The following is a 14,721-nucleotide window of genomic DNA, read 5'->3' on the forward strand; positions in this document are numbered from 1 at the left end:
TGCGTTTAATTTGCGGTACGAATTAATTTTTTTCACACTCCACCGTGTGATGTAAATCGTCGCCGTGTATTCAATGTAAGTAAGACAATAATAAACACTGCTTGAACGAGCCTTAACGGGGTCTCATAGGGGGAATAAAGTGAGTATTCTAGGTTATCTACAGCGCGTGGGCCGGGCACTTATGGTGCCGGTGGCTACACTGCCAGCAGCAGCAATATTAATGGGGGTTGGTTACTGGATTGACCCAGTCAGCTGGGGCGGAGACAACGCATTAGCCGCGCTCTTCATTAAATCCGGTTCCGCCATTATCGATAACATGTCCGTGTTGTTCGCCATCGGCGTCGCTTACGGCATGTCCAAAGACAAAGACGGTGCCGCTGCACTGACCGGCTTTGTTGGCTTCCTGGTTCTGACCACCCTCTGCTCACCGGCAGCGGTTGCTATGATCCAGAAAATTCCGGCGGATCAGGTTCCGGCGGCGTTCGGTAAAATCAGCAACCAGTTCGTCGGTATTCTGGTGGGTATCATTTCTGCAGAACTCTATAACCGCTTTAGCGGCGTTGAGCTGCCGAAAGCGCTCTCCTTCTTCAGCGGTCGTCGTCTGGTGCCAATCCTGACCTCCTTCGTGATGATTGCTGTTGCTTTCATCATGATGTACGTCTGGCCGATGATCTTCGACGGTCTGGTGAACTTCGGTGAGCACATTCAGAAGCTGGGTTCTGCTGGCGCAGGTATCTACGCCTTCTTCAACCGCCTGCTGATCCCGGTTGGTCTGCACCACGCCCTGAACTCTGTGTTCTGGTTTGACGTTGCAGGTATTAACGACATTCCTAACTTCCTGGGTGGCGCTCAGTCCATCGAAGCAGGTAAAGCGGTTGTCGGTATCACCGGTCGTTACCAGGCGGGCTTCTTCCCGATCATGATGTTCGGCCTGCCGGGTGCAGCGCTGGCCATCTACCACTGTGCACGTCCTGAAAACAAAGCAAAAGTTGCCGGTATCATGATGGCCGCTGCTTTTGCTGCGTTCTTCACCGGTATCACCGAACCGCTGGAATTCTCCTTCATGTTCGTTGCTCCGGTACTGTACGTGATTCACGCGGTGCTGACCGGTATCTCCGTGTTTATCGCGGCAAGCATGCACTGGATTGCGGGCTTCGGCTTCTCCGCAGGCCTGGTGGATATGGTGCTTTCTTCCCGTAACCCGCTGGCAACCCACTGGTGGATGCTGATCCCTCAGGGTCTGGTGTTCTTCGTTCTCTACTATGTGGTGTTCCGTTTCACTATCACCAAATTCAACCTGCTGACCCCAGGTCGTGAACTGGCTGTAGCCGGCGACGAAGCTGATGGTCAGGACGTGAATGTTAGCGGTGATGCGAATCAAGACGTTTCTGCTCTGGCTCGTCAGTACATCTCTGCGGTAGGTGGCTCTGCCAACCTGACCGGTATTGATGCCTGTATCACTCGTCTGCGTCTGAGCGTGAAAGACTCTTCCGTGGTAAACGAAGCGCTGGCTAAACGCCTGGGTGCGACGGGCGTTATTCGCCTGAACAAAACCAGCGTGCAGATAATCGTAGGTTTTGCGGCAGAAAAAATTGCTAACGCAATGAAAACTGCAGGCACCGTAGAAGCAGCCGCTCCTGTTGCTGCCGCAGCGCCAGCGCCTGCTGCTAAACCACAGGCTGTTCCAAACGCGACCAGCACAACGGTTGCTGCTCTGGTTTCTCCGGTCACCGGCGACGCCGTTGAGTTGGACCAGGTTCCTGACGAAGCTTTCGCCAGCAAAGCCGTGGGTGATGGCGTAGCGGTTAAGCCGACGGACAAAACCGTAGTTTCTCCTGCCGCCGGGACTATCGTGAAAATCTTCAACACCAATCACGCGTTCTGCCTTGAAACAGAAAAAGGCGCGGAGATTGTGGTTCACATGGGCATCGATACCGTTGCTCTGGGTGGAAAAGGCTTCACGCGTCTGGTGGAAGAGGGGGCTGAAGTGGTCGCTGGCCAGCCGGTTCTGGAAATGGATCTTGATTTCCTGAACGCCAACGCTCGTTCCATGATTAGCCCGGTAGTTTGCAGCAACATCGATGACTTCAGTGGTCTGGTTATTCAGGCGAAAGGTCAGGTTGTTGCCGGTCAGACCCCACTGTATGAGATTAAAGGCAAGTAAACGCTCCTGAGTAAGCATTTGTGCCTTAAGCGGCTGGCGTATATCGTCAGCCGCTTTTTTATTGCTTGTCGCCAGGCAAATATGGATAACCCTAATTTATGCAACTAAAGGTTGTTTCCCGAGGCGGCTTATTAGATCATGCACCGTTAACTAAGGTACACGCTTTGAGGAACCCGCGATGAGTGAGGCTGAAGCCCGCCCAACTAACTTTATTCGCCAGATTATTGATGAAGACCTGGCGAACGGTAAGCACACCAGTATTTGCACCCGTTTTCCGCCTGAGCCAAATGGCTATCTGCATATTGGTCACGCCAAGTCTATTTGCCTGAACTTTGGCATTGCCCAGGATTACCAGGGGCAGTGCAACCTGCGCTTCGATGACACAAACCCGGTAAAAGAAGACATCGAATACGTAGAGTCTATCAAGCACGACGTTGAATGGCTGGGCTTCCACTGGTCCGGCAACGTGCGTTATTCGTCTGACTATTTTGATCAGCTGTTTAATTATGCCGTTGAGCTGATTAATAAAGGGCTGGCGTATGTTGACGAGCTGAGCCCGGAACAAATTCGTGAATACCGTGGCTCTCTGACTGCGCCTGGCAAAAACAGCCCGTTCCGCGATCGTAGCGTTGAGGAAAACCTCGCGCTGTTCGAGAAAATGCGCAACGGTGAGTTCGCCGAAGGTACCGCCTGCCTGCGAGCCAAAATCGATATGGCTTCGCCGTTTATCGTCATGCGCGATCCGGTGCTGTACCGCATTAAATTTGCCGATCACCATCAGACCGGCAACAAGTGGTGCATTTACCCGATGTACGACTTCACCCACTGTATTTCTGATGCGCTGGAAGGGATCACCCACTCGCTGTGTACCCTGGAGTTCCAGGACAACCGCCGCCTGTATGATTGGGTGCTGGATAACATCACTATCCCTGCTCACCCGCGCCAGTACGAGTTTTCTCGCCTGAATCTCGAGTACGCCATCATGTCCAAGCGTAAGCTTAACCTGCTGGTGACCGAGAAGATTGTGGAAGGCTGGGACGACCCGCGTATGCCGACTATCTCCGGCCTGCGTCGCCGCGGTTATACCGCAGCCTCCATTCGCGAGTTCTGTAAGCGCATTGGTGTAACCAAGCAGGACAACACCGTTGAAATGGCTTCTCTGGAATCCTGTATCCGTGACGATCTCAACGAGAATGCGCCGCGTGCGATGGCCGTACTGGATCCGGTAAAAGTTATCATCACTAACTACCCTGAAGGTGAGGAAGAGACGGTCACCATGCCGAATCACCCAAACAAACCTGAAATGGGTAGCCGTGAAGTGCCGTTCAGTCGTGAGGTCTATATCGATCGCGCTGACTTCCGTGAAGAAGCAAACAAGCAGTACAAGCGCCTGGTACTGGGTAAAGAAGTTCGCCTGCGTAATGCCTATGTGATCAAAGCCGAGCGCGTTGAAAAAGATGCGGAAGGCAATATCACCGAACTGTACTGCACCTATGACCCGGAAACCCTGAGCAAGGATCCGGCGGACGGCCGCAAGGTTAAGGGTGTGATTCACTGGGTGAGCACGGCACACGCTCTGCCGGTGGAGATTCGCCTGTATGACCGCTTGTTTAGCGTCGCGAATCCAGGGGCTGCGGAAGACTTCCTGTCCACCATTAATGAGGACTCCCTGGTCATTCGTCAGGGCTTCGTTGAGCCTAGCTTGCAGAACGCGGAAAAAAGTAAGGCATATCAGTTTGAGCGTGAAGGTTACTTCTGCCTGGACAGCCGCTATGCAACCGCAGAAAAACTGGTGTTTAACCGCACCGTTGGCCTGCGCGATACCTGGGCTAAAATCGGTGAATAATTGCCGCTAACCCGCCTAATGAAAGCGCCGCACAATGCGGCGTTTTTTCTTTCCGCTTACCTGCTATTAACCTTTAATACACATTCGCGATGCGAATTAATTCTCATTTACATTTCTCTATTTATTCCCTCATGCTCAGTCATGTCTTCTCCGTAATATCCTGATGCTTATAATGAAAGCGCTCTCAAAAGAATTTTATGTTGTTAATTAATTGGATTGCGGGGGAAGAGTCTGCCGCGTGATTTTGTTACAAATGCACATAGATTATGTGCTCTCTGTCATACTCCAGGAAATCTCTGAGACAAAGTCATTGATAATTCGCGTCGCGAAAAATAGTCTATGAGCAGCAGTAATGCGGGTGTGTCAGGTAGAAACCGCTTTTAGCCTTTGGGCAATTTTACTTTTTTTCGTCAATGGCGCTTTTCACGTCAGACGATGATTTTTACGTCAAAGAGGAATTTAACTATGCGTACGTTTAGTGGCAAACGTAGTGCGCTTGCTCTTGCTATTGCAAGCGTTACCGCTCTTTCTGGCTTCGTAGTGGCTCCGCAGGTTAGCGCTGCGGGCTTTGTTGATGACTCTACGCTGACTGGCGGGATCTATTACTGGCAGCGTGAGCGTGACCGTAAAGACGTGTCCGACGGTAAGTACAAAACTAACCTGTCACACTCAACCTGGAACGCTAACCTCGACTTCCAGTCCGGCTATGCGGCCGATATGTTTGGTTTTGATATTGCTGCCTTCACCGCCATTGAAATGGCTGAAGACAGCGCCAGCGGCCACCCAAATGAAATCGCATTCTCTTCTAAAAACAAAGGCTACAGCGAAGACTACTCCGGTGATAAAAGCGGCATTAGCCTGTATAAAGCGGCTGCTAAATTCAAATACGGTCCGGTATGGGCACGTGCAGGTTACATTCAGCCAACCGGGCAAACGCTGTTAGCGCCACACTGGAGTTTCATGCCGGGCACCTATCAGGGTGCTGAAGCGGGGGCTGCTTTCGACTACGGTGATGCCGGCGCGCTGAGCTTCTCCTACATGTGGACCAACGAGTACAAGGCGCCATGGCACCTTGAAACAGACAAGTTCTACCAGAACGACAAAAAGACCAAAGTTGATTATCTGCACTCCATCGGCGCGAAGTATGACTTCAAAAACGACCTGATTGTGGAAGCCGCATTTGGTCAGGCACAGGGCTTTGTTGATCAGTACTTCGCTAAAGCCAGCTATAAATTCGACGTTGCAGGCAGCCCGCTGAGCACCAGCTACCAGTTCTACGGCACCCGTGACAAAGCCGCGAACAACACCATCAACGATATCTACGATGGTACTGCATGGCTCCAGGCGCTGACCTTTGGCTATAAGATTGGCCAGGTTGACCTGCGTCTGGAAGGGACCATGGTGAAGGCAGAAGGTCAGCAGGGTTACTTCCTGCAGCGTATGACGCCAACCTATGCCTCTTCCAACGGCCGTCTCGATGTATGGTGGGATAACCGCTCTGACTTCAACGCCAACGGTGAAAAAGCGGTGTTCTTCGGCGCAATGTACGATCTGAGCAACTGGAACCTGCCGGGTTGGGCGGTTGGTGGTTCTTACGTTTATGCATGGGACGCAAAACCATCTACTTGGGCGCTTGATGCTTCCGGTAATCGCCAGGATCTCGCTTCCAATAAGATCAAAGAGTCTTCTTACAGCCTCGACGCAATGTATACCGTGCAGGAAGGCCGTGCGAAAGGCACGCTGTTCAAACTGCACTTCACTCAGTACGACAACCACTCCGACATCCCAAGCTGGGGCGGTGGTTACGGCAACATCTTCCAGGATGAGCGTGACGTGAAATTCATCGTGATTGCTCCGTTCACCATCTTCTGATGTGAAACCGGGCGCGTAAGCGCCCGTTTTTTATAAGGAACCGAACATGAAAAAGATTCTGCTGGTTACCGCCGCTGTTTTCACGCTGTCTGCCTGCGTTCAGCCTCCGGCACCTCCGGAAGATTCACGCCTGAAACAGGCCTACAGCGCCTGTATCAACACGGCGGAAGGCAATCCGGATAAAATCGAAGCCTGTCAGAGCGTGCTGGACGTTCTGCGCCAGGAAAAACAGCATAAAGCGTTTGTTGAGAAAGAGACGGTGAACGTGCTGGACTACCAGAAATGTATTCAGGCAAGAAAGACCGGTAATGATGAAGCCGTGAAAGTGCGCTGCGATAAAATTTGGCAGGAAATCCGCGCTAATAACAGCTGATAGCCTTTGTCAGCCAATAAAAAAACCGGCAAGGGAAACCTGCCGGTTTTTGCGTTTAAACGCTACCGAAGCAGCGTTGGCTAATGCGGATTACTTATTTCGGATCGTGGGCCGTATCGTCTTCGCGGCAGTCGCCTTCGGCACAGTGTCCGTACAAATAGAGACTGTGGTTAGTCAGACGAATACCGTGGCGCGCGGCAATTTCGCGCTGGCGAGATTCGATAGAATCGTCACTGAACTCGATGACTTTTCCGCAGTCGAGGCAGATCAGGTGATCGTGGTGATGCTGCTGGGTCAGCTCGAAAACGGACTTGCCGCCTTCAAAGTTGTGGCGGGTCACGATCCCGGCATCATCAAACTGGTTCAGTACGCGGTAGACCGTCGCCAGGCCAATTTCTTCACCCATGTCGATCAGACGTTTATATAAGTCTTCCGCGCTGACGTGATGATTTACCGGCTCTTGCAGCACTTCGAGGATTTTTAATCGCGGAAGCGTGACTTTCAAGCCGGCCTTCTTTAATGCGGTATTGTTGTCAGTCATGCGGAAATTGTCCTGTTGCTTAACGATTCGCTCAAACTGCAGTGAGCGTTAAGAGTAATGCGTCTCATTATAGAACTGCTACTTCTAAATGGAAACCGCAAGTATGGTGCAAAATAAGGCTGAAAAATCGTGGCGGAGTCGCCATTTACAGTAATTATCAGCCAAGCTATCAGGCAGACATTGTACAGGGATGTACGAGAAAGTTACAAACTTGTAGCAATTATTTTCATTGCCGCAAGCTATCAAGATGGCGCAAATGCAGCATTTGCGCCATGGAAATCAGGCGTTAATGATATCGGCCAGATTCAGTTCTTCAGAAACCTGTTTAACCCACTTCTCAACGCGCTCAGCGGTCAGTTCCGGCTGGCGGTCTTCGTCGATGGCCAGACCGACAAAGTTGTCGTCATCCGCCAGGCCTTTGGAGGCTTCAAAGTGGTAGCCGGCGGTTGGCCAGTGGCCCACGATTGCCGCGCCACGGGGCTCGATGATGTCGCGAATGGTACCCAGCGCATCACAGAAGTATTCCGCGTAGTCTTCCTGGTCGCCGCAGCCGAACAGCGCAACCAGTTTGCCGTTGAAATCGACTTCTTCCAGAGTAGGGAAGAAATCATCCCAGTCGCACTGCGCTTCACCGTAGTACCAGGTCGGAATGCCTAGCAACAGAATGTCGAAACCTTCGAGATCTTCTTTGCTGCTTTTAGCAATGTCATGCACCTCAGCAACGTCTTTACCGAGCTGTTTTTGAATCATTTTCGCGATATTTTCGGTGTTACCGGTGTCGCTGCCGAAAAAAATGCCTACGATTGCCATGAGTAAAATAACCTCTTGAAACTTAATAGTATGCTGGCCGTTCAATGCCCACGTATAGGGCAATCATAGCAGAACAGCTCCAGCAGCGGAAACAGCTATCACGCCCGGGTGCACAGTCTGCAACATGGTTTTGCTTGCCCTGGTGAGATTTCAGATAACCTGCAGGGTGACTGAAAGCGTTACCCGAGATTTTTAAGCTGCTCGAGCAGCATCTCTTCGATCAGTTCGCTGCGGCTGATATTACGGGCGTCAGCCAGCTGGTTGAGGGCATCGACCGCATCATTGTTCAGTTTTAGCTCAACCCGCTTCAAACCACGCACTTTATCGCGCTTCAGCTGATTGCGTTTATTGATACGCAATTGCTCATCGCGCGAGAGCGGATTGGTTTTCGGCCGCCCGGGGCGACGCTCGTCCGCGAACAGATCTAATGTAGTACGGTCCGTTTGTTCTTTTGCCATGATTAGAATACTGACAGGAAATTCTGGCTGCAGGGGCAGGGTGCCGGTGCAATTAAGCGCGCCATCATACATCAGCGCGCCATTCCCGCCAACGCGTTAGCGACTTCTGCTGCCCGGTCGTTCTGTTTTTAATCAGTTTTTCGACTCAGCGTCAATAAATCGGTGAATTGCCCGCAAAACGGCATCCGGTTTTTCAGCGTGAACCCAGTGACCCGCGCCAGCGATGACGTGAGCGCGGGCCTGTGGGAACTGACTTAACAGCGCCTCGCGATGGCTTTCATCAACGTAAGGCGAGTTCCCGCCGCGGATGAATAATGCGGGATGCGGCCAGGCCGGGACAGGCTGCCAGCCAACGATACTTTCGTATTGATCCCAAAGCACCGGCACGTTGAACTTCCACTCGCCATCGGCAAAAGATTTCAGCAGAAACTGAATGACGCCTTCTTCTTCTACGTGTTCGCGCATGATCTGCGCTGCCTGCTGGCGAGTTTTTATCCCCGCTTCGGTGACCGCGTGAATCGCGGTAAAAATCTCGTCGTGACGACGAACCTGATAATTAACCGGAGCAATATCGATCATCACCAGCTTATCAATACGCTGAGGTGCGATAGCGGTAAGCGCCATCACCACTTTGCCGCCCATGGAATGACCAATAAACGTAGCTTTCTCTATGCTGTATTCGTCCAGAGTATCCAGAACGTCACCGGCCATTGCGGCATAGCTCATGTCATCGCTGCGCGGTGACAGTCCGTGATTGCGCAGATCAATCTGCAGCAACGTATGATCTTTACCCAGATCCCGAGCCAGGACGCCGAGGTTATCCAGGCTGCCAAACAGGCCGTGGATCAATACGATAGGGGAATTGCTATTCGATTGTTGCGCAGTTTGCAGGCGAGCATTTAATTTCATGGCAAAGTTCTTTATTTTGGTTCGTTTGGTTAGGGTATCATGTTGGCATTCCTGCGGGCGTGCGGCAAATATTCAGTTTACTCTGACTTTGAGTCGGCCCTCCTGTTCGCTGTTGGGATTTGACCCTATAATCCCAACGACTTGTATTCAGAAAAGATATCGCACTGGATTAAGATGAAAACAATCGAAGTTGATGACGAGCTTTACCGCTATATTGCCAGCCAGACTAAGCACATCGGCGAGAGCGCGTCAGACATTTTACGGCGTATGCTTAAATTTACCGCCGGGCAAACACCAGCAGCCACTCCTACGCCAGCCGCGCCTGAGCGCGCTGCGGCTCCCGTTGTTGAAGAGAAGCCTGCGAACACCGCCCGCAACCGCGTGCGCGCCGTTCGTGAGCTGCTGCTTTCGGATGAATATGCCGCTCAGAATAAGGCCGTAAACCGCTTTATGATGGTGCTGTCCACGCTGTATCAACTGGACGCGAAGACCTTCGGCGAAGCGACTGAATCCCTGCATGGCCGCACTCGCGTCTATTTTGCCGGTGATGAGCAAACGCTGCTGGCAAACGGCAATCAAACCAAGCCTAAACATGTTCCGGGCACCCCATACTGGGTGATTACTAATACGAATACTGGTCGTAAATGCAGCATGGTTGAACACATCATGCAGTCAATGCAGTTCCCTGCGGAGCTGATTGAAAAGGTTTGCGGCACTATTTAAAAACCTGGCGTCAGTAAGGAAGAGCCAATGGCTAACCACGATCGTGCGGGCCAGCCTGCACAACAGAGCGACTTGATTAACGTAGCCCAGCTTACGGCGCAGTATTACGTGCTTAAGCCAGTGGTGGGGAATAGCGAACACGCGGTGAAATTCGGAACCTCCGGCCACCGCGGCAGTGCAGCACGGCATAGCTTTAACGAACCTCATATTCTGGCGATTGCGCAAGCTATTGCTGAAGAGCGTGCGAAGAATGGGATCACCGGCCCGTGCTATGTGGGTAAAGATACCCACGCACTGTCCGAACCTGCGTTTATCTCCGTGCTGGAAGTGCTGGCCGCCAACGGCGTGGACGTCATTGTGCAGCAGGATAACGGCTATACGCCAACGCCTGCGATTTCTAACGCCATTCTGGTGCATAACCAAAAGGGCGGCGCTCAGGCGGACGGGATTGTTATCACGCCATCCCACAACCCACCGGACGACGGCGGCATTAAGTACAACCCGCCAAACGGTGGCCCGGCTGATACCAATGTCACCAAAGTCGTTGAAGATCGCGCTAACGCGCTGCTGGCCGATGGTCTGAAAGGCGTGAAGCGTATCTCTCTGGATAAAGCCTGGGAAAGCGGCCACGTTCAGGAGCAGGATCTGGTTCAGCCGTTCATCGAAGGCCTGGTGGATATCGTCGACATGGCCGCGATTCAAAAAGCGGGCCTGAAGCTGGGCGTTGACCCACTCGGCGGCTCCGGGATCGAATACTGGCATCGTATTGCGAAGCACTACAACCTTGATCTGACCATCGTGAACGATCAGGTCGATCAGACCTTCCGCTTTATGCACCTCGATAAAGACGGCGCAATCCGTATGGACTGTTCTTCCGAGTGTGCGATGGCGGGCCTGCTGGCGCTGCGCGACAAATTCGATCTGGCGTTTGCCAACGACCCGGATTACGACCGTCACGGCATCGTGACGCCTGCTGGCTTGATGAACCCGAACCATTATCTGGCCGTGGCTATTAACTATCTGTTCCAGCATCGCCCGCAGTGGGGCAAAGATGTGGCCGTAGGTAAAACTCTGGTTTCCTCCGCGATGATTGACCGCGTGGTGGAAGATCTGGGCCGCAAGCTGGTGGAAGTCCCGGTTGGCTTTAAGTGGTTCGTTGACGGCCTGTTCGACGGTAGCTTCGGCTTCGGCGGCGAAGAGAGCGCCGGGGCATCGTTCCTGCGCTTCAACGGCACGCCGTGGTCGACTGACAAAGATGGCATCATCATGTGCCTGCTGGCGGCTGAGATCACCGCCGTGACGGGCAAAAACCCGCAGCAGCATTACGACGAGCTGGCGGCTCGCTTTGGTGCACCAAGCTATAATCGTATTCAGGCTCCGGCGACTTCCGCACAGAAAGCCGCGCTGTCTAAGCTGTCGCCAGAAATGGTGAGCGCAGACACGCTGGCAGGTGACCCGATCACCGCACGCCTTACGGCAGCACCGGGCAATGGCGCTTCCATTGGTGGCCTGAAGGTGATGACCGAGAACGGCTGGTTTGCCGCTCGTCCGTCCGGCACCGAAGACGCCTACAAAATTTACTGTGAAAGTTTCCTGGGCGCAGAGCACCGCGAACAGATTGAGAAAGAAGCGGTAGAGATTGTCAGCGAAGTGCTGAAGAACGCGAAGTAAAAGCACTGCGAAGAACGGAAAGGGAGCGAATTATCGCTCCCTTTTTTTTCAGATGTGTCTGTCGGTTAATTCAAAGCGCGGTGACACCAGGCCATACAACGTCCAGCCTAAGAACGTCACCATCGCACCATACAGCATTGCCTCCTGCCCGGAAGAGTACAGCGCGTAGAAGCTGTAAATCGCGCCGATAAGGGCAATCACGTTCGCCATCCTTGCTTTACCTGCCTCTACCTTCGCCAGTTTCTGAATAATTACTAGCGCCGCCATCGACAGAATATAAGGGATGATGTTGGTGACTACCGCCAGGTTAACCAGTACGTTGAACTGTTTGTTCAGTGAAGGGCTGATGGTCATCAGCGACAGCAAGCTCTGGAAAATAACAATGATCAGCATGCCTTTTACCGGGGCATCAGCCTTTGACAGGCGGGAGAAGATTTTCGGGAAGTAGCCCTCATCGGCGGATGATTTAAACACCTGCGCGATGGTGAACTGCCACCCGAGCAGCGAGCCGCAGCACGACATCACCATTAGACCCATGATCACCTTGCCGACCGTTGGATTAAACATTTGGGCAAAGGCCACGCCAAACGGTGCCGTAGAGTTGGCGATATCCACGTTGGGTACAATCCCGGCTATCACGTTGGTTGAGACAATATAAATCACCGCCGCACCCAGCGTGCCGCCCATCACGGCAATCGGGACATTGCGCTCCGGGTTTTCCACTACATCGGTATTAGCGCAGGCGGACTCCAGCCCAAGGAAGGCCCACAGCGTCATCGCGATAGAAGAACCAACGGCCTCAAAGAACGGAATCTGGTGCGGATTCCACGACTCGGCATACAGTGCAGGGCTAAACCAGAACCAGCCTATGACCGAAAGCCCAAGTACCGGGATAATTACCCCCCAAACGGTGATGCTGCTCAACTGCCCGGTTATGCGCGCTCCACCGAAGTTGGCGACGGTACAAATCCACAGCACGCAAATAGTGGCGATAGCAATTTGCACCGGCGACAAAATCGTGCCGAACAGCTCGCTGCCGTAGCCTACTGCCGAAATCGCAATGGCGACGTTAGCAATCAGCAGAGATACGCCGTAGGTGTAGTTGGCCATAAAGTTGCCGGATTTGCCGAAAGCGTATTCAGCATATCCGCCCATGCCACCCGATTTGCGGCTAAACATCCCGCATTTGGCAAAAGCGTAGGCCAGCGCCATCGAGCCAACGGCGGTCACCAGCCAGGAGATAATCGAGATTGTCCCGACCTCTGCCAGCTTGGTGGGCAGCATAATAATTCCCGAGCCCATCATGTTTACCGTGGTGAGGATAGTCAGCTGTACCACGCCCATCTTGTTACTTTTTTGCGTTACCATAATGAAAGTCTCAACGTGAAAGTGGTGGGGAATTAGCGTTTCAGCACATAGCTCCAGACGCGCTTACGTCCGTCACACTCTTCGATGTAAACGCCCTGCAATTCAGGCGCGAAGCCGGGAAGCTGGTTAATGCCGTCTTCCAGCGCCTGGAAATAGTGCTGCACGGAACCGCCCCAAATTTCCCCCGGTACTACGCACAGCACTCCCGGTGGATAAGGCAAGGCACCTTCCGCAGCAATACGGCCTTCCACCTCGCTTAGCGGCACCAATTCAACCTCACCGCGAACAAACGCAAGGTTTGCCTGCTGAGGATTCATCGCAACGCGTGGGAAATGGTCGTGGCGAAACATCTCTTTTTGCAGCTGTTTCACGTCGAGGCTGGCGTAAAGGTCGTGCATTTCCTGGCATAGCTGGCGCAGGGTGTAGCCTTCATAGCGCGCCTGATACTGGCGGTATAAAGAAGGGAGAACCTCGGCGAGTGGGGCGTCAGTTTCCAGCAAATGCTCAAAGCGCACCAGATGGGCCACCAGGTGCTGCATTTTGGCCATGTCTTCCGCCGGGGTCAGCAGGAACAGGATCGAATTAAGATCGCACTTCTCAGGCACGATGCTGTTTTCACGTAGATAATTAGCGAGGATGGTAGCGGGCACGCCAAAGGCTTCGTACTCGCCGGTGGTTGCATTGATGCCAGGCGTTGTGAGAAGCAGCTTGCAGGGGTCGACAAAATATTGATGCTCGGCATAACCTTCAAAGGCGTGCCAGCGCTCTCCGGGCACAAAGTGGAAGAAGCGCAGGTCGTTGGCTATCTCCTCAGTTTCGAACGATTCCCATGGTTTACCGTCCACCAGCACCGGCACAAATGGGCGCAGGTATTTACAGCTTTTCAGTAACAGTTTCCGCGTGTCGATCCCGGTTTCTACGCAGTTCATCCACATACGTTTGCCACTTTCGCCTTCGTGCATTCTGGCGTTGACGTCCAGCGCGGCAAACAGCGGATAAAACGGGCTTGTAGAGGCGTGCATCATAAAAGCATTATTCATGCGCTTATGGTTAACGTAGCGCGCCTGGCCCTTAATATGGCTATCTTTTTTGTGGATCTGGGAGGTCTGCGAGAAGCCCGCCTGTTGTTTATGCACCGACTGAGTAACCAAAATTCCCGGATCATTTTCATTCAGCTCAAGCAGCAGCGGCGAACAGTCCGCCATCATCGGAATAAACTGCTCATAGCCTACCCACGCGGAATCAAACAGGATGTAGTCACAAAGATGCCCAATCTTATCAACCACCTGACGGGCGTTATACACCGTGCCGTCGTAGGTGCCGAGCTGGATAACTGCGAGGCGGAAGGGCCGTTGCTCGCGGGCGCGGTCAGGCGCTACCGCTTCGATTTGCTCACGCAAATAGCGTTCTTCAAAGCAGTGCGCGTCAATACCGCCGATAAAGCCATAGGGGTTGCGGGCTGTTTCCAGATAAACCGGCGTCGCACCGGCCTGAATTAATGCGCCATGGTGATTCGATTTATGGTTATTGCGATCGAATAAAACCAAATCTCCAGGCGCTAACAACGCATTTAATACAACTTTATTGGATGAAGAGGTTCCATTAAGTACGAAATAAGTTTTATCGGCATTAAATATTTTTGCTGCATGCCGTTGAGCAGTACTTGGTGCACCTTCATGAATAAGCAAGTCGCCCATTGAAACATCGGCATTACATAAATCAGAGCGGAACAGTGTTTCGCCAAAGAAATTAACGAACTGATTACCGGTTGGATGGCGGCGGAAAAATTGCCCCCCCTGATGCCCTGGGCAATCAAAAGCACTGTTTCCCTGTTCGACATAATTAACCATGGCGTCGAAAAATGGCGGGCGTAAACCTTTTTCGTATTTCTCTGCTGCAGCTTCCAGTTGCCTTCCATAATATTCAGATTTGGTTTCACTGGGTTCGAAAATGCCAGTAATACGGGAATAATATTCCTCTGGGATC

12 protein-coding genes are annotated in these 14,721 nt (G+C 52.6%); 6 read left to right on the forward strand and 6 right to left on the reverse strand.

All coding sequences use genetic code 11. From position 1 onward, the window contains the following. Window positions 1–139: 139 nt before the first annotated feature. The 4 genes from nagE (at window position 140) to CNE01S_RS17290 (ending at window position 6,255) form a co-directional block, all read left to right on the forward strand. Window positions 140–2,164 (forward strand): N-acetylglucosamine-specific PTS transporter subunit IIBC, encoded by a 2,025-nt coding sequence (gene nagE, locus CNE01S_RS17275; protein ID WP_072279169.1) that lies wholly within the window; start codon window positions 140–142, stop codon window positions 2,162–2,164. Window positions 2,165–2,342: 178 nt separating this feature from the next. Then, window positions 2,343–4,010, forward strand: coding sequence for a glutamine--tRNA ligase (gene glnS / locus CNE01S_RS17280; RefSeq protein ID WP_061277504.1), 1,668 nt, complete (start codon window positions 2,343–2,345; stop codon window positions 4,008–4,010). Between the two features lie 465 nt (window positions 4,011–4,475). Then, on the forward strand, window positions 4,476–5,882 hold the full coding sequence (gene chiP / locus CNE01S_RS17285) for a chitoporin ChiP (protein WP_061277505.1): 1,407 nt from the start codon (window positions 4,476–4,478) through the stop codon (window positions 5,880–5,882). Window positions 5,883–5,928: 46 nt separating this feature from the next. Beyond that, a complete protein-coding gene (locus CNE01S_RS17290; protein WP_061277506.1) occupies window positions 5,929–6,255 on the forward strand; it encodes a ChiQ/YbfN family lipoprotein in 327 nt (108 codons plus the stop codon). Between the two features lie 94 nt (window positions 6,256–6,349). Here the strand turns inward: CNE01S_RS17290 and fur are convergent, their stop codons facing one another. The 4 genes from fur to ybfF form a co-directional block, all read right to left on the reverse strand. Continuing rightward, window positions 6,350–6,796 carry a ferric iron uptake transcriptional regulator gene (gene fur, locus CNE01S_RS17295; protein ID WP_039291196.1) on the reverse strand — a complete coding sequence of 149 codons (447 nt, stop codon included), beginning with the start codon at window positions 6,794–6,796 and terminating at the stop codon, window positions 6,350–6,352. Window positions 6,797–7,075: 279 nt separating this feature from the next. Beyond that, window positions 7,076–7,606, reverse strand: a complete 531-nt coding sequence (gene fldA, locus CNE01S_RS17300; RefSeq protein WP_039291198.1) for a flavodoxin FldA — start codon at window positions 7,604–7,606, stop codon at window positions 7,076–7,078. A 179-nt stretch (window positions 7,607–7,785) separates the two neighbouring features. Further along, a complete protein-coding gene (gene ybfE / locus CNE01S_RS17305; protein WP_039296598.1) occupies window positions 7,786–8,064 on the reverse strand; it encodes a LexA regulated protein in 279 nt (92 codons plus the stop codon). A gap of 132 nt (window positions 8,065–8,196) precedes the next feature. Continuing rightward, window positions 8,197–8,973, reverse strand: coding sequence for an esterase (gene ybfF / locus CNE01S_RS17310; protein ID WP_061277507.1), 777 nt, complete (start codon window positions 8,971–8,973; stop codon window positions 8,197–8,199). Between the two features lie 174 nt (window positions 8,974–9,147). Between ybfF and seqA the strand changes: the two genes are divergently transcribed. Both seqA and pgm read left to right on the forward strand, forming a co-directional pair. Next, a complete protein-coding gene (seqA, locus tag CNE01S_RS17315; RefSeq protein WP_038474645.1) occupies window positions 9,148–9,696 on the forward strand; it encodes a replication initiation negative regulator SeqA in 549 nt (182 codons plus the stop codon). 27 nt (window positions 9,697–9,723) lie between these two features. Next, a complete protein-coding gene (pgm, locus tag CNE01S_RS17320; RefSeq protein WP_061277508.1) occupies window positions 9,724–11,367 on the forward strand; it encodes a phosphoglucomutase (alpha-D-glucose-1,6-bisphosphate-dependent) in 1,644 nt (547 codons plus the stop codon). 48 nt (window positions 11,368–11,415) lie between these two features. On the opposite strand, the gene potE is transcribed toward pgm, so the two are convergent. Beyond that, complete coding sequence (potE, locus tag CNE01S_RS17325) at window positions 11,416–12,735, reverse strand: putrescine-ornithine antiporter (protein WP_061277509.1); 1,320 nt, start codon at window positions 12,733–12,735, stop codon at window positions 11,416–11,418. A gap of 32 nt (window positions 12,736–12,767) precedes the next feature. After that, the coding region (gene speF / locus CNE01S_RS17330; protein ID WP_061277510.1) for an ornithine decarboxylase SpeF at window positions 12,768–14,721 on the reverse strand (1,954 nt) is incomplete at its 5' end.

Origin of the sequence: Cedecea neteri NBRC 105707 = ATCC 33855, from assembly GCF_001571265.1 — a bacterium.
Classification (GTDB): domain Bacteria; phylum Pseudomonadota; class Gammaproteobacteria; order Enterobacterales; family Enterobacteriaceae; genus Cedecea; species Cedecea neteri.

Bases quoted from the DNA above. Each gene is read 5' to 3' on its own strand.
- ybfE (WP_039296598.1), bottom strand. From the start codon at position 8,064: ATGGCAAAAGAACAAACGGACCGTACTACATTAGATCTGTTCGCGGAC.
- chiP (WP_061277505.1), top strand. From the start codon at position 4,476: ATGCGTACGTTTAGTGGCAAACGTAGTGCGCTTGCTCTTGCTATTGCA.
- glnS (WP_061277504.1), top strand. From the start codon at position 2,343: ATGAGTGAGGCTGAAGCCCGCCCAACTAACTTTATTCGCCAGATTATT.
- CNE01S_RS17290 (WP_061277506.1), top strand. From the start codon at position 5,929: ATGAAAAAGATTCTGCTGGTTACCGCCGCTGTTTTCACGCTGTCTGCC.
- seqA (WP_038474645.1), top strand. From the start codon at position 9,148: ATGAAAACAATCGAAGTTGATGACGAGCTTTACCGCTATATTGCCAGC.
- pgm (WP_061277508.1), top strand. From the start codon at position 9,724: ATGGCTAACCACGATCGTGCGGGCCAGCCTGCACAACAGAGCGACTTG.
- fur (WP_039291196.1), bottom strand. From the start codon at position 6,796: ATGACTGACAACAATACCGCATTAAAGAAGGCCGGCTTGAAAGTCACG.
- fldA (WP_039291198.1), bottom strand. From the start codon at position 7,606: ATGGCAATCGTAGGCATTTTTTTCGGCAGCGACACCGGTAACACCGAA.
- potE (WP_061277509.1), bottom strand. From the start codon at position 12,735: ATGGTAACGCAAAAAAGTAACAAGATGGGCGTGGTACAGCTGACTATC.
- ybfF (WP_061277507.1), bottom strand. From the start codon at position 8,973: ATGAAATTAAATGCTCGCCTGCAAACTGCGCAACAATCGAATAGCAAT.